Annotated in this window: 17 protein-coding genes and 1 pseudogene; 12 read left to right on the plus strand and 6 right to left on the minus strand. The window is 70.3% G+C overall.

Annotated elements, in window-relative coordinates; translation table 11 throughout:
- Positions 1-12: 12 nt before the first annotated feature.
- Entirely contained in the window at positions 13-1,206 is a 1,194-nt protein-coding gene (locus tag AC07DF_RS19840) for an MFS transporter (protein WP_478972521.1), read from the minus strand.
- Between the two features lie 108 nt (positions 1,207-1,314).
- On the opposite strand from AC07DF_RS19840, the gene AC07DF_RS19845 reads away from it, so the two are divergent.
- The 3 genes and pseudogenes from AC07DF_RS19845 to AC07DF_RS19855 all read left to right on the plus strand — a co-directional run bounded on the left by AC07DF_RS19845 (position 1,315) and on the right by AC07DF_RS19855 (position 3,298).
- Entirely contained in the window at positions 1,315-1,974 is a 660-nt protein-coding gene (locus AC07DF_RS19845) for a maltokinase N-terminal cap-like domain-containing protein (RefSeq protein ID WP_478972524.1), read from the plus strand.
- A gap of 34 nt (positions 1,975-2,008) precedes the next feature.
- Positions 2,009-2,748, plus strand: a pseudogene (locus AC07DF_RS19850) (Type 1 glutamine amidotransferase-like domain-containing protein).
- A 148-nt stretch (positions 2,749-2,896) separates the two neighbouring features.
- Entirely contained in the window at positions 2,897-3,298 is a 402-nt protein-coding gene (locus AC07DF_RS19855; RefSeq protein ID WP_184595591.1) for an SseB family protein, read from the plus strand.
- Positions 3,299-3,328: 30 nt separating this feature from the next.
- Here the strand turns inward: AC07DF_RS19855 and AC07DF_RS19860 are convergent, their stop codons facing one another.
- The 5 genes from AC07DF_RS19860 to AC07DF_RS19880 form a co-directional block, all read right to left on the minus strand.
- On the minus strand, positions 3,329-3,718 hold the full coding sequence (locus tag AC07DF_RS19860; protein WP_478972528.1) for a MarR family winged helix-turn-helix transcriptional regulator: 390 nt from the start codon (positions 3,716-3,718) through the stop codon (positions 3,329-3,331).
- 82 nt (positions 3,719-3,800) lie between these two features.
- Positions 3,801-4,832, minus strand: coding sequence for a LacI family DNA-binding transcriptional regulator (locus AC07DF_RS19865; protein ID WP_478972531.1), 1,032 nt, complete (start codon positions 4,830-4,832; stop codon positions 3,801-3,803).
- Positions 4,829-5,737: a carbohydrate ABC transporter permease gene (locus AC07DF_RS19870; RefSeq protein ID WP_478972534.1), complete on the minus strand. Its 909-nt coding sequence runs from the start codon at positions 5,735-5,737 to the stop codon at positions 4,829-4,831. Before AC07DF_RS19870 ends, AC07DF_RS19865 begins: the two co-directional genes overlap by 4 nt.
- Positions 5,734-6,711 (minus strand): carbohydrate ABC transporter permease, encoded by a 978-nt coding sequence (locus AC07DF_RS19875; RefSeq protein ID WP_478972537.1) that lies wholly within the window; start codon positions 6,709-6,711, stop codon positions 5,734-5,736. The genes AC07DF_RS19870 and AC07DF_RS19875 overlap by 4 nt, the downstream gene beginning before the upstream one ends.
- Positions 6,708-8,027, minus strand: coding sequence for an ABC transporter substrate-binding protein (locus AC07DF_RS19880; RefSeq protein ID WP_478972540.1), 1,320 nt, complete (start codon positions 8,025-8,027; stop codon positions 6,708-6,710). Before AC07DF_RS19880 ends, AC07DF_RS19875 begins: the two co-directional genes overlap by 4 nt.
- Positions 8,028-8,223: 196 nt before the next feature.
- Here AC07DF_RS19880 and AC07DF_RS19885 point away from each other — a divergent pair, with 196 nt between their 5' ends.
- From AC07DF_RS19885 to AC07DF_RS19925, 9 genes are all read left to right on the plus strand, one after another.
- Positions 8,224-10,245 (plus strand): beta-galactosidase, encoded by a 2,022-nt coding sequence (locus tag AC07DF_RS19885; RefSeq protein WP_478972760.1) that lies wholly within the window; start codon positions 8,224-8,226, stop codon positions 10,243-10,245.
- A gap of 111 nt (positions 10,246-10,356) precedes the next feature.
- Positions 10,357-11,916, plus strand: coding sequence for a glycoside hydrolase family 53 protein (locus tag AC07DF_RS19890; RefSeq protein ID WP_478972542.1), 1,560 nt, complete (start codon positions 10,357-10,359; stop codon positions 11,914-11,916).
- Positions 11,917-12,073: 157 nt separating this feature from the next.
- Positions 12,074-12,331 (plus strand): ArsR/SmtB family transcription factor, encoded by a 258-nt coding sequence (locus AC07DF_RS19895; RefSeq protein WP_478972545.1) that lies wholly within the window; start codon positions 12,074-12,076, stop codon positions 12,329-12,331.
- 50 nt (positions 12,332-12,381) lie between these two features.
- Positions 12,382-13,341, plus strand: a complete 960-nt coding sequence (locus AC07DF_RS19900) for an SMP-30/gluconolactonase/LRE family protein (protein WP_478972763.1) — start codon at positions 12,382-12,384, stop codon at positions 13,339-13,341.
- A gap of 194 nt (positions 13,342-13,535) precedes the next feature.
- Positions 13,536-14,009: a fluoride efflux transporter CrcB gene (gene crcB, locus AC07DF_RS19905; RefSeq protein ID WP_478972548.1), complete on the plus strand. Its 474-nt coding sequence runs from the start codon at positions 13,536-13,538 to the stop codon at positions 14,007-14,009.
- Positions 14,006-14,353: a fluoride efflux transporter CrcB gene (gene crcB, locus AC07DF_RS19910; RefSeq protein WP_478972551.1), complete on the plus strand. Its 348-nt coding sequence runs from the start codon at positions 14,006-14,008 to the stop codon at positions 14,351-14,353. Before crcB (AC07DF_RS19905) ends, crcB (AC07DF_RS19910) begins: the two co-directional genes overlap by 4 nt.
- A 97-nt stretch (positions 14,354-14,450) precedes the next feature.
- Complete coding sequence (locus tag AC07DF_RS19915) at positions 14,451-15,287, plus strand: undecaprenyl-diphosphate phosphatase (protein ID WP_478972554.1); 837 nt, start codon at positions 14,451-14,453, stop codon at positions 15,285-15,287.
- A 175-nt stretch (positions 15,288-15,462) separates the two neighbouring features.
- Positions 15,463-16,140 (plus strand): FadR/GntR family transcriptional regulator, encoded by a 678-nt coding sequence (locus tag AC07DF_RS19920; RefSeq protein ID WP_478972557.1) that lies wholly within the window; start codon positions 15,463-15,465, stop codon positions 16,138-16,140.
- The gene (locus tag AC07DF_RS19925; RefSeq protein WP_478972560.1) at positions 16,137-17,579 is read left to right on the plus strand and encodes an amino acid permease; all 1,443 of its coding nucleotides are present in this window, start codon (positions 16,137-16,139) and stop codon (positions 17,577-17,579) included. The genes AC07DF_RS19920 and AC07DF_RS19925 overlap by 4 nt, the downstream gene beginning before the upstream one ends.
- The last annotated feature ends 22 nt before the right edge of the window (positions 17,580-17,601 follow it).

Here is a 17,601-nt window from a genome sequence, read left to right on the forward strand (position 1 = left end):
AGGCAGGAGCAGTCATCGGGATCGGGTGGCGCGGATGAGCCAGAGCGTGGCGGTCAGGCACAGCGCGGAGACCCCGCACAGCAGAAGCGGCACCGCGCGAATCCCGGACCACTCGATGGCCTTGCCCAGCGCCGGCCCGGCGGCGACACCGCCGACCATGGAAGCCGCGATGACCACGGCACCGGCCCGCCGGGCCTGGGGCGCGGCCCGGTTCAGCCAGGGCAGGCCGGTGGGGAAGATCGGCGCGATGAACAGACCGACACCGGCGTACGCGTACGGGGCCAGCGCGGGCACGGACGCGGCCAGCAGACACACCGTCATGCCCGCGCACGAAACGGTGATGATGGTCTGGGCGGAGAACCGCAGCGCGAGCGGGGCGACCAGGAAGCGCCCGACGGTCATCATCAGCCAGTACACCGAGGTGGCGGTGGCCGCGACGCCCGCGCCGTAGCCGACGGTCTCCAGATGGGTGGGCTCCCAGCCGCCGACACCGGCCTCGACGGCGACGTGCAGGACGTAGAGCGCGACGAAGACGGCGAGCACGGAGCCGAGGCTGCGGCCCAGAACCCGCCCACGGCCGTCCTCGGCCCCGCCCGGCAGGGGCACGTCGTTCCGAACGCCCCTCAGGCACAGCAGCAAGGGCAGATTGACGAGGGCGAAGCAGAGGAAGACGGCCGGGTAGTGCTCCGAGCCGACCACGCCGATCAGGGCGGGACCGAGGATGGCGCCGATGCCGAAGTGGGCGTTGAGGATGTTCAGCATCGCGGTCGAACGGTGGCCGAAGCCCACGGCGAACAGCTGGTTGAGGCCGTAGTCGATGCCACCGAAACCGAGCCCCGCGAGCAGGGCCGCCGCGAGGGCGGTGGGCCAGCCGGGCGCCAGCGCGAAGCCCGCCGCGCCGACGGCCATCAGCAGATAGGAACTGCCGAGGATCTGCCGGTTGCCGACCCGGCCGTAGAGCCGGTCGAACAGCAGCACACCGGCCACACCGCCGACGAAGTGGGCGCTCAGCCCCAGCCCCGCGGCGGAGGGCGACAGCCCGAACTCCTCACGGAAGGCCGGGATCGCGGGCCCGTACAGCGCCTGCAACGCACCGATGAGAACGAATCCGGCGCATGACGCCACGACGGCCGCCCTGCTGAAGACCGGGGCGGGCGAGGTGCCGGAGCGATGAGGGGCGAGCTGCGCGGTCGGCTGGTCGGTCACCCCGCTGATGTTACCGGTAACATGCCGGGCGTCAACATCCCTGGATCTCCACGAACGTATGCTGCGTGTCCTCACGGCTCGCATCGACCCGAGGGGGAGGGGACCGGCATGGCCGTCATCCACCACACCACGCTGACACCGACCAAGCTGGAGCTCCTCACCTCCTGGCTGCCCACCCGCCCCTGGTACCGCGGTGGCGCGGACGAGCCGAAGCTGGTCAAAGCCGGCGGGTTCCGGCTGGACGATCCGCGCGGCGAGGTCGGGATCGAGTTCCTCGTCGTCACCGACACCTCCGGCCCCCGCCCGGCGGTCTACCTGGTGCCGCTCACCTACCGCGGCGCCCCGCTCGACGGTGCGGAGCACGCCCTGGTCGGCACGATGGAGCACGGCGTGCTCGGGCGGCGCTGGGCCTACGACGGCTGCCACGACCCCGTGATGCCCGCCCAGTTGGCGGCCCTGATCGAGGGCCGGGCGCAGGCCCAGGACCAGAACACCAGCGACGTCCCCGACCGTGAGGTCACCGCCTCCCGCACGGGCGAAGGGCCCCTGCCCACGGACTTCACCGCCACCGACGACCGGGACGGCACCCGACTGGCCACGCGCCACGGCCCGGCCCTCCACCTGCACCGGGTCCTCCAGCCCGCCCCGGACGGCCCGTTGACTCCCGCACAGGGAGTGACCGGCCGCGTCACCGGCTCCTGGCAACTGCCGGACGGCACCCGCGCCCGGGGGGTGCTGGCCGTCCTGCACAGCGGTCCCACGTCCTGACGTGCGCGCCATCCCCATCCGGAAAGGCACCGCCGTGGCCGGAGAACCTCCGCAGCGTCTCGCCCTCCTCGGCGGCGGCTTCTCCACCGACGACGACGGTCTGCTGGACGACTGGCTGCTGGCCCAGGCACGCGTGTCCCGCCCCAAGGTGTGCTTCGTGCCCACGGCCAGTGGAGACGCACCGGCATACGTCGAACAGTTCCGCATGGCGTTCGGGTCACGCCCCGACTGCGAACCCTCCGTCCTGCACCTGTTCCGCCGGGAGCTGGACGACGACGCCCTGCGCTCCTTCCTGCTCGCCCAGGACGTCGTGTACGTGGGCGGCGGCAACACCGCCAACCTCCTCGCGGTTGGCGCACCCACGGCGTGGACCGGCTGCTCCGGGAGGCCTACGACCTCGGCACGCTGCTGTGCGGCATCAGCGCCGGTGCCAACTGCTGGGCCGAGGGCTCGCACACCGACTCCTTCGGGCCGCTGACGTACCTCCCCGACGGTCTGGGACTGCTGCCCGGTTCCGTCTGCCCGCACTACGACAGTGAACCGGGCCGGCGGCCCTCGTACCGTGCGGCCGTGGCGGCGGGGAACCTGCCCGCGGGCTGGGCGGTGGAGGACGGGGCCGGAGCGCTCTTCACGGACGGTGTGCTCACGGAAGCCGTCACCCGGGCGCCCGGAGCAGGGGTGTACCGGGTGGAGCCGGACGGGAGCGGCGGCGTGCGCGAGCAGGGGCTGCCCTGCCGGGCCCTCACGCCTTCCAGCTCCCTGCCTCGGCAGTGATCGGCACCCGCCGCATCCCACTGGTCCCCTGAACATCAGTGATCCAGCAGGATTGCCGCGGGCCCGATCGGGTACGCGAGCAGGACCGTGCCCGGGGCGGATCATGTCCCGGGTGGGCCGCAAGACCGCCGCTACCAGGGAATCTGCCATGGAGACACCCGCAAACAACCCCACGCCCACGCCCGCCCAGCGGGCTCTGGACGTCCTCGCCGAGAACACCGAGGACGCGGCGGCTCTGAACGCGCTCGCCGACAGCGACGTGCTCATCCCCGTGCCCGACGACGCGAACGACGCCGACGCCGCCAACCCCTCGGCGGTGGCGCTGCCGGTGCTGGAGCAGCCGGGCGGCGAACCGGTGGTGCCCGTGTTCACCTCCGAGGTGGAGATGGCCGGGCTGCTGCCGTTCGTCTCCCGCTACCGCATGGTGCCGCTCGGCGCCCTCGCCGCGCAGTGGCCGGCCGACGACCTGTCGCTCACCATCGACGGCAGCTCGGAGCACCGCCTGACGCTCACCTCGGAGGGAGTCCGCACCCTGCTGGCACGTCCGTAGGACGACCGGTCCGGTCCGGGCCTGGGCCGCTCACGCGCCCAGCGTCCGGGCCAGCGCTGCCCGCTGCAGCGGCAGCACCTCGGCGTGCAGGTCACGGCCCTTGGAGGTGAGGGCGACCCACACGCCGCGCCGATCCTCCACGCACACGGAACGCGTCACCAGCCCGTCCTTCTCCAGCCGGGCGATCAGCCGCGACAGCGCGCTCTGACTCAGATGGACCCGCCCGACCAGATTCTGCACCCGGCACTGCTCGCCCTCCTCGGGCGCGGCGGTCACGAGCATGTCCAGGACCTCGAAATCGGAGGCGCCGAGACCGTGCGGATGCAGCGCCCGGTCGATCTCGCACATCGTGCGCGCGTGCGCCGACAGGATGTCCCGCCACCGTTCCTCGAGCCCCGCACCAGCCGTTTTCGCTGCCATGACCGAACGGTACACCGGTCCGAGGTTCAATGACTGTGCATGGAGTGGCGTCGTTCGCGGTGTCCTTACGGGGAGCCGGAGCCTACGTCGACTCCCGCTTCACCAATTCCGTCGGCAGGATCACCGCCGCCGGATCCTCGCCCCCGATCTGTGCGAGCAGCACCCGCACCATCTCGGCGCTGATGCGGTCCCACGGCTGCCGGATGGTCGTCAGCTCCGGGACGGCGCCCAGCGCGGCCGGTGAGTCGTCGAAGCCGCCGACCGCGACGTCCTGCGGCACGCGGCGCCCCGCCCGCTGGAGTGCCGCCAGCACGCCCTGTGCCATGAGGTCCGAGGCGACGAACACCGCGTCCACGTCCGGGGCCTGCGCCAGCAGCCGCTCGGCCCCCGCTTCGCCGCTGGCCCGGCTGTAGTCGCCGGAGACGACGAGCCGCTCGTCGAACTCCAGGCCCGTGTCCGCGAGCACCTCCTTGTAGCCCGCGAGGCGCTCGACACCGCCCGGCGTGTCCAGCGGACCGGTCACCATGCCCACCCGCTGCCGCCCGAGCGACAGCAGATGACGCACCATGTCGCGGGCGCCGTCACGGTCGTCCGCGGCCACGTAGCTCACCTTGGAGGCAAGCCCGATCGGCTTCCCGCACGCCACCAGCGGCACCCCGGCCCCGCGCAGCTGCTCGGCGACGGGATCCCCGGAGTGGCTGGAGACCAGCAGCACCCCGTCGACGTGCCCGGCGGTGATGTACCGCGTGATGCGCCGCCGTTCGTCCTCGGTGCCCGCCAGCATCAGCAAGAGCGGGATGTCGTGCGCGGCCAGCGCCTGGGTGCAGCCGCGCAGCAGGACATTGAAGTTGGGGTCCTCGAAGAACCGCTCCTGCGGCTCCGTGAGCAGAAAGCCGATCGAGTCGGACCGCCCGGTGATCAGGGAGCGGGCGTGCCGGTTGACGACGTAACCCGTCCTGCGGATGGCCGCGTTGACCGCCTCCTGGGCGGCCGGGCTGACGTAGTGGCCGCCGTTGAGTACCCGCGAGACGGTGCCGCGCGAGACCCCCGCCTCGCGCGCCACGTCGTGGATCGTGGGCGGCCTGCGCCTGCCTCCCGCAGCGTTCATGGTCATGACTTTACGGCTCCGGAGAGCAGATCCAGACTCCAGAAGCGCTGGATGACCAGGAAGAGGGCGACCAGCGGGAACACCGCGAGGAACGCGCCCGTGATCACCAGCGTGTACAGCGCCGGCGAGTTGGCGCCCTGCTCCAGCAACGTGAACAGACCGAGCGTGATCGGGAACTTCTCGTCGTCGCTGAGCATGATGTACGGCAGCAGGAAGTTGTTCCAGATCGCCACGAACTGGAACAGGAACACCGTCACCATGCCGGGGATCATCATCGGCAGCGCGATCCGCGTGAAGATCCGCCACTCGCTCGCCCCGTCCATCCGCCCGGCCTCGACCACGTCGGCGGGTACCGCGGCGGCGGCGTAGATCCGCGCGAGGTAGACACCGTACGGGAAGAGGATCTGCGGCAGCAGCACGGAGAGGTACGAGTCCGTGAGGTCGACCTTCGCCAGCAGCAGGTACTGCGGGACGGCCAGGATCACCGGCGGCATCAGCACGCCCGCGAGCAGCACGTTGAAGATCGTCTCGCGGCCCCGGAAGCGGTAGGTCGCCAGGGCGTAGCCGCTGATCGCGGACACGCAGGTCGACAGCAGGGCACCCAGCCCGGCGTACAGGGCGGAGTTGCCCATCCACGCCCAGTACACGCCGTCGCGGTAGGCGCTCAGGTCCCGGACGTTGTCGGCGAATCCCGAGCCCGGCAGGAACGTGAACGTGGAGAACAGCTCATGTCCGGACTTGGTGGCCGCGATGACCACCCAGGCCACCGGCAGCAGGCAGTAGACCGCACCCAGGAGCAGGGTGACCGTCGGGATCAGGGCGATGCGGCGGCGCAGCGGCGGGCGGCCCTGGTCGCTGCCTGAGGTGCTGCCCGCCACCGGCTGGGCCTTCGGGACGGCAAGGGAACTCATCGAGCTGCCTCCTGCTTCTGACGACGGTTCGCGGCTCGCAGGAAGCCGAAGGACAGCAGGAGCGTGGCGAAGGCGATGATCACGGCCTGCGCCGCGGCCCCGTGGATGTCACCGTCGCCGAACGCGTCCCGATACACCTTCATCAGCGGACTCCACGTCGTGGACACGGAGTTGGTGAGCGGCTTGAGGGTGGTCGGCTCGTTGTAGACCTGGAGCGTGGCGATGATCGAGAAGAAGAAGGTCAGCACCAGCGAGGGCGCCACCATCGGGATCTTGATCCGCAGTGCGATCTGCGTGGGGGTGGCGCCGTCGAGCTTCGCCGCCTCGTACACCTCCGCCGGGATCGCCTGGAGCGAGGTGTAGATGACGATCATGTTGAAGCCGGTGCCGCCCCAGACCGCGATGTTGGAGAGGGCGAGAAACAGCGGCCCGCCGTCCAGCAGGTCCGGCTGCGGCATGCCCAGCTTGTCGAGCACGAAGTAGAAGGGGCTCACGTCCGGCAGGTACAGGAAGCCCCACAGCAGCGCCGCCACCACACCGGGGATGGCGTACGGCAAGAAGATCGCGAGCCGGGTGAACGGCGCGAGCCGCACCTTCTCGGAGTCGAGCATCAGCGCGAACAGCAGGGCGAGGCCGAGCATGACGGGTACGACGATGCAGCCGTAGCCCAGCACGCGCAGGGTCCCGTGCAGCAGTTCGCTGTCGGTGAGGGCGTCGGTGTAGTTCTCCAGACCGGCCCAGACCTCCTTGCGGGCGCCGGAGCCGAGGCCGAGGCCGGACACCTTCACCTTGTGGAAGCTCAGCCAGACCGCGTAGCCGATGGGCAGCGCGAAGAACAGGGTGAAGAGAAGTGCCGCGGGGAGGAGGAAGAAATAGGGGGCGCTTCGCGCTCGTTTGAGGGTGGTGGTGCGAGACGGGTGGGCGTACGGGGCCCCCTTGACCCCGTACGACCGCCGGCGTGCCGTGCTTTTCACGGAGCGACCTCGAAGCCCTGCTTCTTCATGTCGGCGACGGTGCTGTCCTGCATCTTCTTCAGGGCGGCGCCGAAGTCGGACTTGTTCTTCGCGGCGGCGCCGAAGGCGTCCTTGAAGGTGGTGTAGGCGACGTTCACGTTCGGGCCCCAGGCGGACGGTGCCGTGGTCTCGGCGATGTCGGCGGCCTTGGTGTAGAAGTCGGCCTGGTTCGAGAAGTAGGCCGGCGGCTTGAGGAAGGCGCCGCTGGTCTGGGCGTTCGTGGCGGCCGGGTAGATGCCGCTCTCCTTCGCCAGCGCGTTGAGTGCCTCGCTGTCGGTGTTCAGCCAGGCGGCGAACTTCGCGGCGGCCGCCTGGTGCTCGGAGTCCGTGGTCACGGCGGTGGAGGAACCGCCCCAGCTGCCGGTGCGGGTCTCGCTCGCGGACCACTGGGGGAGCGGGGCCATGGCCCATTTGCCCTTCGTGTCGGGAGCGGCGGTGGTGAGCGTGCCCGGTGCCCACACGGCGCTGACCCAGGCGATCTGCTTGCCGGTGTTGAGCGCCTTGTTCCAGGCCGGCGTGTACATCGGCTGGTTGTCGATGGCACCCTCCTCGACCAGGCCGCCCCAGAACTTCGCGACCTTCTGCGTCGCGGCGTCGTCGATGGAGACCTTCCACTGGTCGCCGGAGGTCGTCCACCACTTGGCGCCCGCCTGCTGGGCGAGGCCCGCGAAGAGGCCGGAGTCGTTGGCGGAGAAGGTGGTCAGGTCCTTGTCGGGTGCCGCCTCCTTGAGCTTGCGGGCGGTCTCGGCGAACTCGTCCCAGGTCGTCGGCACCGTCAGGCCGTACTCCTTGAACAGGTCCTCGCGGTAGTAGAACATCATCGGCCCGATGTCCTGCGGGACCGCGTAGACGGCGTCCGTGCCCAGCGTGGTCTGCTGCCAGACGCCGTCGGCGAAGCTGCCCTTCGCGTCGCCCACGTTCTTCGATATGTCCGCCAGCGCGTCATTGCTGACCAGAGTGGGAAGCGCCTGGTACTCCGCCTGCACCAGGTCGGGGGCCTTGCCCGCCTTGTGCGCGGTGAGGATCTTGGTGACCAGCGTGTCGCCGGACGCCTGCTTCTTCACCGTGACGGTGATCTGGTCCTTCTTGCCCGGGCCCTTGTTCCACAGGTCCACGACCTTGTCCATGCCGGGCGTCCACGTCCAGTACGTCAGCGAGGCCGGGCCCGACTCGGTCCCGCTGTCCGCGTCTTCCGTGCCGCAGGCGGCGAGTGTGGTGGCGCCGAGTGCTACGGCGACGGCGGTTCTCACGAGGCGGCGGCGCTTCGTGTACGGCATGGATCTCTCCCCTGACCTGGGGTCCTCGCCTGCTGCGGGGACCTGCCATGCTTCTGTGAGCGTTCACAGTAGAGAAACTTCCCGGACACTTGTCAATGGTTGTTGCTGTGCGGTTATGTTGGGCTCCGCACTGCGCCGCTGTGTGTGCACGTTCCCAATTGATCGATCGACCGGGAGACCATCCATGCCGGAGTCCATGCCGGAGACCACCCCCAGGGGCCTCACCAGGCTCGCCTTCGGCGGGGACTACAACCCCGAGCAGTGGCCGGAGAGCGTCTGGCAGGAGGACGTCCGGCTGATGCGGGAGGCCGGCGTCACGATGGTGAGCGTCGGGATCTTCTCCTGGGCGCTGCTGGAGCCGTCGCCCGGCGTTTACGACTTCGGCTGGCTCGACCGCGTGCTCGACCTGCTGCACGAGAACGGCATCCGTGTCGACCTCGGTACGCCCACCGTCTGCCCGCCGGTCTGGTTCTACCGCGCCCACCCCGAGGCCCTGCCCGTGACGCCGGAGGGTGTGCGCCACGAGTTCGGCTCCCGCGCCGCGATCTGCCACAGCAACGCCGACTACCGCTCCGCCGCCGCGGCCGTCACCACCAAGCTCGCCGAGCACTACGGCGGCCACCCGGCCCTGGCGATGTGGCACGTGCACAACGAGTACGGCGTCCCCGTCTCGGCCTGCTACTGCGACGGGTGCGCCGCGCACTTCCGCCGCTGGCTCGCGGCGACGTACGGCACGGTCGACGCCGTCAACGAGGCCTGGGGCACGGCCTTCTGGGGCCAGCGCTACGCGGACTTCGAGCAGATCAACCCGCCCCGGCTCACCCCCACGTCCGTCAACCCCGGCCAGGCGCTGGACTACAAGCGGTTCGCCGACGCCACCATGCGCGAGAACTTCGTGACGGAGCGGAACATCCTGCACCGCCTCTCACCGGGCGTCCCGGTCACCACCAACTTCATGACGGCCCTGAGCCAGTGCGACTCCGTCGACTACTGGGCCTGGGGCCGCGAGGTCGACATCGTCACCAACGACCACTACCTGATCACCGACGGCCGCCGCACCCACGTCAACCTCGCGATGGCCGCCGACCTCACCCGCTCCGTCGCGGGCGGTGCCCCCTGGCTGCTCCTGGAGCACTCCACCTCGGGCGTCAACTGGCAGCCCCGCAACCCCGCCAAGGCCCCCGGCCAGATGGCCCGCAACTCCCTCGCCCATGTGGCGCGCGGCTCCGACGGCGCCATGTTCTTCCAGTGGCGCCAGTCCCGGCGCGGCGCCGAGAAGTTCCACTCGGCGATGCTCCCGCACGGCGGCACCGACACCCGCGTCTGGCGCGAGGTCACCGAGCTCGGCGCGGCCGTCGAGACGTTGAGCGAGATCCGCGGCACCCGCACCGAGGCCGACGTGGCCGTGCTGTGGGACTGGAACTCCTGGTGGGCGCAGAACCTCGACTGGCGCCCCAGCGAGGACCACGACGCCCGCGAACGCGCCGACGCCTTCTACGAGGCCCTCTACGACCGCCACCTCACCGTCGACTTCGCCCACCCGGAAGCCGACTTGTCGAGGTATCCCCTTGTCGTCGTACCGGCCCTGTACCTGATGACGGAGACGGCCGGGAACAACCTCAAGGCCTACGTCGAGAACGGCGGCACACTGGTCGTCTCGTACTTCTCCGGCATCGTCGACGAGCACGACGCCGTCCACGAGGGCGCCTACCCGGGCCCGCTCCGGGACGTACTCGGCCTCACGGTCGAGGAGTTCTCACCGCTGCTGCCCGGTGAACGGGTCCGCGTCACCGGCCCCGACGGCTCGGAGCTGGGCGCCGATGTGTGGACCGAGTTCGTGGTGCCGCGCGGCGCCGAGACCGTCTGGACGTACGCCGACGGCCTCACCGCGGACCGCCCGGCCGTCACCCGGCACCGCCTCGGCGAGGGCACCGCCTGGTACGTCTCCACCCGGCTCGGCACCGACGGCCTCGACACGCTGCTCGGCCGGGCGGTCGAGGACGCGCGCCTCGCCCCGCGCGCCGACCTGCCCCGGGACGTCGAAGTGGTGCGCCGCTCCGGCGACTCGGGCACTTATCTGTTCGCCTTCAACCACACCGGCTCGGACGCCAAGGTGCCGCTGGAGACCCCCGGCACCGAACTGCTGACCGGTGAACCCGCGGCGGGCCGCCTGGCGGTCCCGGCCGGAGCCGTCCGGGTCGTCCGGCTCGACGGCTGAACCGACTCCCTCCGCCCGCGCGAGCCCACGAGCCGCGGGCGGAGGGGCCCCTCACCAGCCCCCCGGTGAGGAGCGCCCCCATCCCCGACGTCGAAGGGACGACGGACGACGATGTTCCATCCCAGACGCACGCTCAGAGCCTTGCTGCTCCCGCTCGCCGCGGGGCTCGCCCTCACCGCCCTTCCCGCCCAGACCGCCCAGGCGGCGAGCACCCTCACCAACGGCGGCTTCGAGACCGACGGTTCGGGCGTGGCCACGCCCAGCGGCTGGTCCGAGTACGGCGACACCGGCGCCTCGTTCGTCGAGGCCGGCGGCCACGGCGGGAGCCATCGGCTGAGCCACTGGGCCTCCACCGCCTACAAGGCCGAGACCTACCAGTACCTGTCAGGACTCACCAACGGCAGCTACAAGCTCACCGCCTGGGTGCGCTCCGGCGGCGGACAGAAGTCCGCGTACCTGGCGCTGAAGAACTGCGGCGGCGCCGAGCAGCGCACCGATCTGCCGGTCTCGGCCAGTGGGTGGATCCGGATCGTCGTGCCGGTCAATGTGACCGGCAACCAGTGCACGATCAGCATCAACAGTGACGCGAACGCGGGCAACTGGATCAATGTCGACGACCTGACCTTCACGCCGGGCACGTCCGGTACGTCGATCAAGGGTGCCGACATCTCGTCCCTGGCCAAGAGCGAGGCCAAGGGCGGCGTCTACCGCACCAGCTCCGGAACGGCCGGCGACGCCCTGGCCGTCCTCAGGTCGTCCGGCATGAACTACGCACGCCTCAAGGTGTGGGTGAACCCGGCCGACGGCTACAACAACAAGGCACGTGTCCTGGCCATGGCGAAGCGGGTCAAGGCGCAGGGCATGAAGCTGCTGGTCGACTTCCACTACTCGGACTTCTGGGCCGACCCGGGCCGCCAGGACAAGCCCGCCGCCTGGGCCGGACACTCGTACGGTCAACTCAAGACGGACGTGTACAACCACACGTACGACGTGTTGAACGCCTTGAAGGCGCAGGGAACCACCGCCGACATGGTCCAGGTGGGCAATGAGATCAACGGCGGCATGCTGTGGAACGAGGGATCCACCTCCAACTGGACACAACTGGCCGGCCTGCTCAACTCCGGCTACGACGCCGTCAAGGCGGTCAACTCGTCCACCACGGTCGCCCTGCACCTCGCGGAGGGCGGTGACCTGGAGGGCACCCGCTGGTGGTTCGACAGCGCGCGCTCCAACGGCGTGAAGTTCGACGCGATCGGCCTGTCGTTCTACGGCTACTGGCACGGCACCCTGGCCGACTTCCAGACCACCCTCGACGACGCGGCCTCCCGCTACGGCAAGCCGGTCTTCGTCGCCGAGACGGCTTACCCGTTCCGCCTCGACAGCGAGGACTCCCACGAGAACATCATCAACACCAGTGACGAGCTGGTCTCCGGCTATCCGGCGAGCGTGGCCGGCCAGACCCGGTGGATGAACGACATGGCGAGCATCGTGGAGGCCGTCCCGAACGGTCGCGGCCTCGGCATCTTCTACTGGGAGGCCACCTGGACCGCGGTCGGCGGCAACGGCTGGGACCCCACCGACGCCTCCTCCGGCAACGGTTGGGAGAACCAGGCGCTGTTCGGTTACGACGACCGGGCACTCTCGTCGATGTCCTGGTTCCGCCACCGCTGATCTCACGGGGGCAGGGCAACCCGGCCCCGAACTTCGCCAGAGCGTACGGCAGTTCGGTATCGGTCAACGATGCCGACTGCCGGACGCGGCGGCTTGGGCTGCGAGACAGTGGGAAGAACGCGGTAAGAGAGCGAGAGCCGCGAGGCAGGGGCACGACATGCTGAGGACTCCCACGGACGAGACGCGGCTGCGCATCCTGGCCTGGCTGAAGGAAGCCGGCCCCGCCGAGGGCGGGGTTACCGCGGACGCCGTCGCCGAGAGGTTCTCGCTGGACCGCCCGGTCGCCGTCACCCACCTCCGGCTGCTCGAAGCCACCGGCATGCTGCGCACCAGCCGGTCCGCGGGCCGCGTGCACTACCACCGAGACGAGGTGCGGATCGCCGAGGTCGCCCGCATGTTTGAAAAGGGCTGGTAGGCGACCCGGCAGAGCGGTAACTCCTCCTGCGGATGAAGGGCATGCGCACCATGGACCGTCCCCCGGCACTCGTCCCACGCCACTACATCGCCATGGGTCACGGCCCCGAGGACGTGGTCGCAGACCCGCGCGGCCGTGTGCTGACCGGCGTGGCGGACGGCCGCATCCTCCGCCTTGACGGTCTGGCGGACCCGGTCACGGCACGTACCGAGGTGATCGCCGAGACCGGCGGCAGGCCACTGGGGCTCGAACTCCTCCCGGACGGCGACCTGCTGGTGTGCGAAGCCGAACGCGGCCTGCTGCGCGTCGACACCGGCGACGGCACGGTCCGCATCCTCGCCGACTCGGTGGCGGGGGAGCCGCTGCGGTTCTGCAGCAACGTCGTGTCCCTCTCCGACGGCACCGTCTATTTCACCGTCTCCAGCCGCCGCCACCCCCTGGAGCACTGGATCGGCGACATCGTCGAGCACATCGGGACGGGACGGCTGCTGCGCCTGGCTCCGGGCGACGACACCCCCGAGGTGGTGCTGGACGGGCTGCAGTTCGCCAACGGGATCGCCGTCGGCGCCGACGAGTCCTTCCTCGTCGTCGCCGAGACCGGCGCCCGCCGGCTCGTCCGCCACTGGCTCACCGGGCCCGAGGCCGGACGGAGCGAGCCCTTCGCCGAGAACCTCCCGGGCATGCCCGACAACCTCTGGCGCGGCGCCCCGGACGGACCGGTCTGGGTCGCGCTGGCCGGACCCCGCGTCCCGCCCCTCGACCTGCTCCACCGCGGCACGCCCTCGGTGCGCCGAGCCGCCGCCCGCGTGGCCGTGCGCGCCCCGTTCCGCCCCACCGGCACGATCGCCGTGCTGGCTTTCGACGACCAGGGCCGTGTCGTCCACCACCTCGCCCGCCGCCGCTCCGGTTACCGCATGGTCACCAGCGTGTGCGAAGCGGCCGGCCACCTGGTGCTGGGCAGCCTGTGGGAGCCCGGCGTGGCCGTCTGCGAGCCGCCCGCGCCGAAGTGACCGGAGCCACCCGCCCGGACCTCACACCGGCACACCGCACAGGGTTAACCTGAACCCCGGCCGCGACACCGCTCGCGGCGCGGCGGTGGGGCCCGCCGTACCCGAACCGCGGCGAGGACGCCGCCAACGGTCCCTACTTGCGACGGCACGCGCCCGCACGACTCCGGGCCCCGGCGAGTAGGAGACGTACCCCTGTGACAGCCCCCGAGAGCCTCCGTGTTCAGGTGTCCACTCCACCCCCGCCTTCCTGGCGCGCCCAGGTGCCCGTCGTCACCGTGGTGGCGCTCGGCGGGGGAGCGGGGGCGGCCGCCCGGTACGCGGCCTCCCTGTGGTGGCCCTCCGCCGCGGGTGGCTTCCCCTGGACGACCCTCTGGGTGAACATCGCCGGCTGTGCCGTGATCGGCGTGTTCATGGTGGTCATCACCGAGATCCGGGCCGTCCACCCCCTCGTCCGGCCGTTCTTCGGCACCGGTGTCCTCGGCGGCTTCACCACCTTCTCGACGTACGCGGTCGACATCCGGAAGCTGCTCGAGGGCGGCCACGTCGGCAGCGGCCTGGCCTATCTCGCGGCGACCCCGCTCGCGGCCCTCGCGGCGGTGTGGCTCGCGGCCCTGTCGACCCGCCGGCTCCTGGGCACAACGGACACGAAGGGTAAGGAGTCGTTGTGAACTGGCTGCTGGTCATCGGCGGCGCGATCGTCGGCGCCCCGCTCCGCTATCTCACCGACCGGGCGGTCCAGTCCCGGCACGGCTCGGGCTTCCCCTGGGGCACCCTCACGGTGAACGTCACCGGCTGTCTGGTCCTCGGCCTCCTCACCGGTGCTGCCACACACCTCCAGCTGCTGCTCGGCACCGGTCTGTGCGGGGCTCTGACGACGTACTCGACGTTCTCCTACGAGACGCTGCGGCTGGCGGAGACGGGGGCCCGCCCGCAGGCCGCCGTCAATGTGGCGGCGAGTGTGGTGGCCGGTCTCGGGGCGGCGTGCGCGGGGGCCGCGCTCGCGCGTATGTGAACCGCGCGCGGACGGGCCGCGTGGCTGAGATCCGTTCTCGCCCGCGTGTAGTAAGACGGTCCTCTCCGCTCCCGCCCCCCGAGCAGAACTGGATCCCATGAGCGTCATCAGCGTCGGTCAGGCCGTCGTCCTCGGAGCCGTCGAGGGGGTGACCGAGTTCCTGCCCGTCTCCTCCACCGGCCATCTGAAGATCGTCGAGGGGCTCATGGGCATCCCCGTCGACGACCATGCCGTGGTCGGGTTCTCGGCCGTCATCCAGGTCGGCGCGATCGCCGCGGTACTCGTGTACTTCTTCAAGGACATCGTGCGGATCCTCTCGGCCTGGTGGCGGGGCCTGTTCGACCGTGAGGAGCGGTACCACCACGACTACAAGTTCGCCTGGTGGGTCATCTGCGCCACGATCCCGATCGTCGCGGTCGGACTCGCCGCCAAGCCGCTCATCCAGGGCCCGCTCGCCTCACTGTGGGTGGTGGCCGGCTCGCTGATCGCCGGCAGCGGGGTGATGTGGGCCGCGGACCAGATGGGCCGGCACAAGCGCGGCGAGGACGACACCTCCTTCAAGGACGCCATGCTCGTCGGCAGCTCCCAGATCCTCGCCCTGCTCTTCCCCGGCTTCTCCCGCTCCGGCGCCACCATGTCCACCGCGCTGATGCTCGATCTGGACCGCGTCGCCGCCACCCGGCTCTCCTTCTTCCTGGGCATCCCCGCCCTGACCGGCGCCGGTCTCTACGAGCTCAAGGACGCCCTGGGCACGGGGGTGGGCGCCGCCCCGCTCGCCGTGGGCACGGTCGTCTCGTTCGTCGTGGCGTACGCCTCCATCGCCTGGCTGCTGAAATTCGTCGCCAAGCACTCCTTCAACGCGTTCGTGGTCTACCGCATCGTGGTGGGAGTGCTGCTGTTCGGGCTGCTCGGAACGGGTGTCCTGCACAGTTGAGCGTTCTGCCGACAGGCGCCGTCGTCTGCTGCGGCGCCGTCGTGGCTCGTCGCGCAGTTCCCCGCGCCCCTTTGGGGCGCCCTCTTGACAGCAGCCTCCGGTCGCCCGGAGTATCACTCCCGTGAACCTGTCAGACAGCCGGACAGCCGGACAGCCTGTGCGTCGCGTCAGTGCCATGGAAGCGGTGCTGGCGCACCTGCGCGATGCCATCGAGCGAGGTGAGTACGCCATCGGCGACAAGCTCCCCTCCGAGGCGGAGCTGTGCCGCACCCTGGAGGTCTCCCGGCCCGTGCTGCGTGAGGCGCTGCGAGCGCTGCAGACCATGGGCCTGACCGTTTCCAGGACCGGAAAGGGCACCTTCGTCGTCGCCAGTACCGTCGAGGACCCCACCTTCGGCGACTACTCGGCGAGCGACCTGCTGGAGGTGCGCCGCCACGTAGAGATCCCGGTCGCGGGCTACGCGGCCCGGCGCCGTACCCCGGAGAACCTCGACCACCTGGCCCACATCCTGGACCGGATGGAGAAGGAGACGGACACCACCGCGTGGGTCGCCATGGACACGCTGTTCCATCTCGCCGTGGCCGAGGCCGCCCAGAACCCGGTCTTCCGCCGGGTCATCGAGGAGATCCGGGACGCGCTGGCCCGCCAGTCCGCCTTCCTCAACGAGCTGGGCGGCCGCCGCGAGCAGTCCAACCGCGAGCACCGCGCGATCGTCGAGGCGCTGATCGACGGTTCCGAGAACGACGCGGTGGAGGCCATGGCCCACCACCTCGACCGTGTCGAGACGACCCTCACCGACATCGTGCGTTCCCCCCGCACGGACACCCCCACGGAAGGCGGAACCGAGGCGTGAGTGAGCAGTCCCTGCACGAAGGCGTGCAGAAACGTTCCAGCCATGTCGATGCCGGAGACGCCGGCTACAGCAAGTCCCTGAAGTCCCGGCACGTCAACATGATCGCCATCGGCGGTGCCATCGGTACCGGCCTCTTCCTCGGCGCCGGCGGCCGCCTCGCCGACGCCGGGCCCTCCCTCTTCATCGCCTACGCCGTCTGCGGTCTCTTCGCCTTCCTCGTCGTGCGCGCCCTCGGCGAACTCGTGCTGTACCGGCCCTCCTCCGGCGCCTTCGTGTCGTACGCCCGTGAGTTCATGGGGGAGAAGGGCGCCTACACCGCGGGCTGGATGTACTTCCTGAACTGGGCGACCACCGGCATCGCCGACATCACCGCCGTCGCCACCTACACCCACTACTGGGGCATGTTCTCCGACATCCCGCAGTGGGTGATCGCACTCATCGCGCTGGCCGTCGTCCTCACCGTGAACCTGATCTCGGTGAAGATCTTCGGTGAGCTGGAGTTCTGGTTCGCGATCATCAAGGTCGGCGCGCTCGTCCTCTTCATGTGCATCGGCATCTTCCTGCTGGTCACCCAGCACCCCGTCGACGGCCACAGCCCCGGCCCGTCCCTCATCAGCGACGGCGGGGGCGTCTTCCCGAACGGCTTGCTGCCCATGCTGCTGATCATCCAGGGCGTCGTCTTCGCCTACGCCTCCGTCGAGCTGGTCGGCGTAGCCGCGGGTGAGACCGAGAACCCCGAGAAGATCATGCCGAAGGCGATCAACTCGATCATGTGGCGCGTCGGCCTGTTCTACGTCGGCTCGGTCGTCCTGCTGTCGATGCTGCTGCCGTGGAACAAGTACACCGCCGGCGAGAGCCCCTTCGTGACCGTGCTGGGCAACATCGGCATCCCGGCCGCCGGCGACGTGATGAACCTCGTCGTCCTCACCGCCGCGATGTCCTCCCTCAACTCCGGCCTCTACTCCACCGGCCGCATCCTGCGCTCCATGGCCATGGCCGGATCCGCGCCCAAGTTCACCTCCGTGATGAGCCGCAGCCAGGTCCCCTACGGCGGCATCCTGCTCACCAGCGGCATCTGTGTCCTGGGCGTCGGCCTCAACTTCGTCGTGCCCGCCGAGGCATTCGAGATCGTGCTGAACTTCGCCGCGATCGGCATCCTCGCCACCTGGGGCCTGATCATGATCTGTCACCTCCTCTTCTGGCAGAAGACCCAGAAGGGCGAGCTGACCCGCCCGGACTACCGGCTCCCGGGCTCCCCCTGGACCGAGATCGTGACGCTGGCGTTCCTCGCCTCCGTCCTGGTCCTCATGTACGCCGACGGCGGCGCGGGACGCACCACCGTGCTGTGCCTGCCGCTGATCGTCGGTGCACTGGTCGTCGGATGGTTCGGCATCCGCGGCCGTGTCGCCGCCAAGTCCACCACCGGAGCCGACGCGTGACCGACGCGCCGCTCCCCGAGAA

It is taken from the genome of Streptomyces sp. NPDC044719 (assembly GCF_056433405.1).

What these genes read in the sequence shown, in the direction of transcription:
- AC07DF_RS19845 (WP_478972524.1), top strand. Translation starts at nt 1,315, where the DNA reads ATGGCCGTCATCCACCACACCACGCTGACACCGACCAAGCTGGAGCTC.
- AC07DF_RS19855 (WP_184595591.1), top strand. Translation starts at nt 2,897, where the DNA reads ATGGAGACACCCGCAAACAACCCCACGCCCACGCCCGCCCAGCGGGCT.
- AC07DF_RS19860 (WP_478972528.1), bottom strand. Translation starts at nt 3,718, where the DNA reads ATGGCAGCGAAAACGGCTGGTGCGGGGCTCGAGGAACGGTGGCGGGAC.
- AC07DF_RS19865 (WP_478972531.1), bottom strand. Translation starts at nt 4,832, where the DNA reads ATGACCATGAACGCTGCGGGAGGCAGGCGCAGGCCGCCCACGATCCAC.
- AC07DF_RS19870 (WP_478972534.1), bottom strand. Translation starts at nt 5,737, where the DNA reads ATGAGTTCCCTTGCCGTCCCGAAGGCCCAGCCGGTGGCGGGCAGCACC.
- AC07DF_RS19880 (WP_478972540.1), bottom strand. Translation starts at nt 8,027, where the DNA reads ATGCCGTACACGAAGCGCCGCCGCCTCGTGAGAACCGCCGTCGCCGTA.
- AC07DF_RS19885 (WP_478972760.1), top strand. Translation starts at nt 8,224, where the DNA reads ATGCCGGAGACCACCCCCAGGGGCCTCACCAGGCTCGCCTTCGGCGGG.
- AC07DF_RS19890 (WP_478972542.1), top strand. Translation starts at nt 10,357, where the DNA reads ATGTTCCATCCCAGACGCACGCTCAGAGCCTTGCTGCTCCCGCTCGCC.
- AC07DF_RS19895 (WP_478972545.1), top strand. Translation starts at nt 12,074, where the DNA reads ATGCTGAGGACTCCCACGGACGAGACGCGGCTGCGCATCCTGGCCTGG.
- AC07DF_RS19900 (WP_478972763.1), top strand. Translation starts at nt 12,382, where the DNA reads ATGGACCGTCCCCCGGCACTCGTCCCACGCCACTACATCGCCATGGGT.
- AC07DF_RS19915 (WP_478972554.1), top strand. Translation starts at nt 14,451, where the DNA reads ATGAGCGTCATCAGCGTCGGTCAGGCCGTCGTCCTCGGAGCCGTCGAG.
- AC07DF_RS19920 (WP_478972557.1), top strand. Translation starts at nt 15,463, where the DNA reads ATGGAAGCGGTGCTGGCGCACCTGCGCGATGCCATCGAGCGAGGTGAG.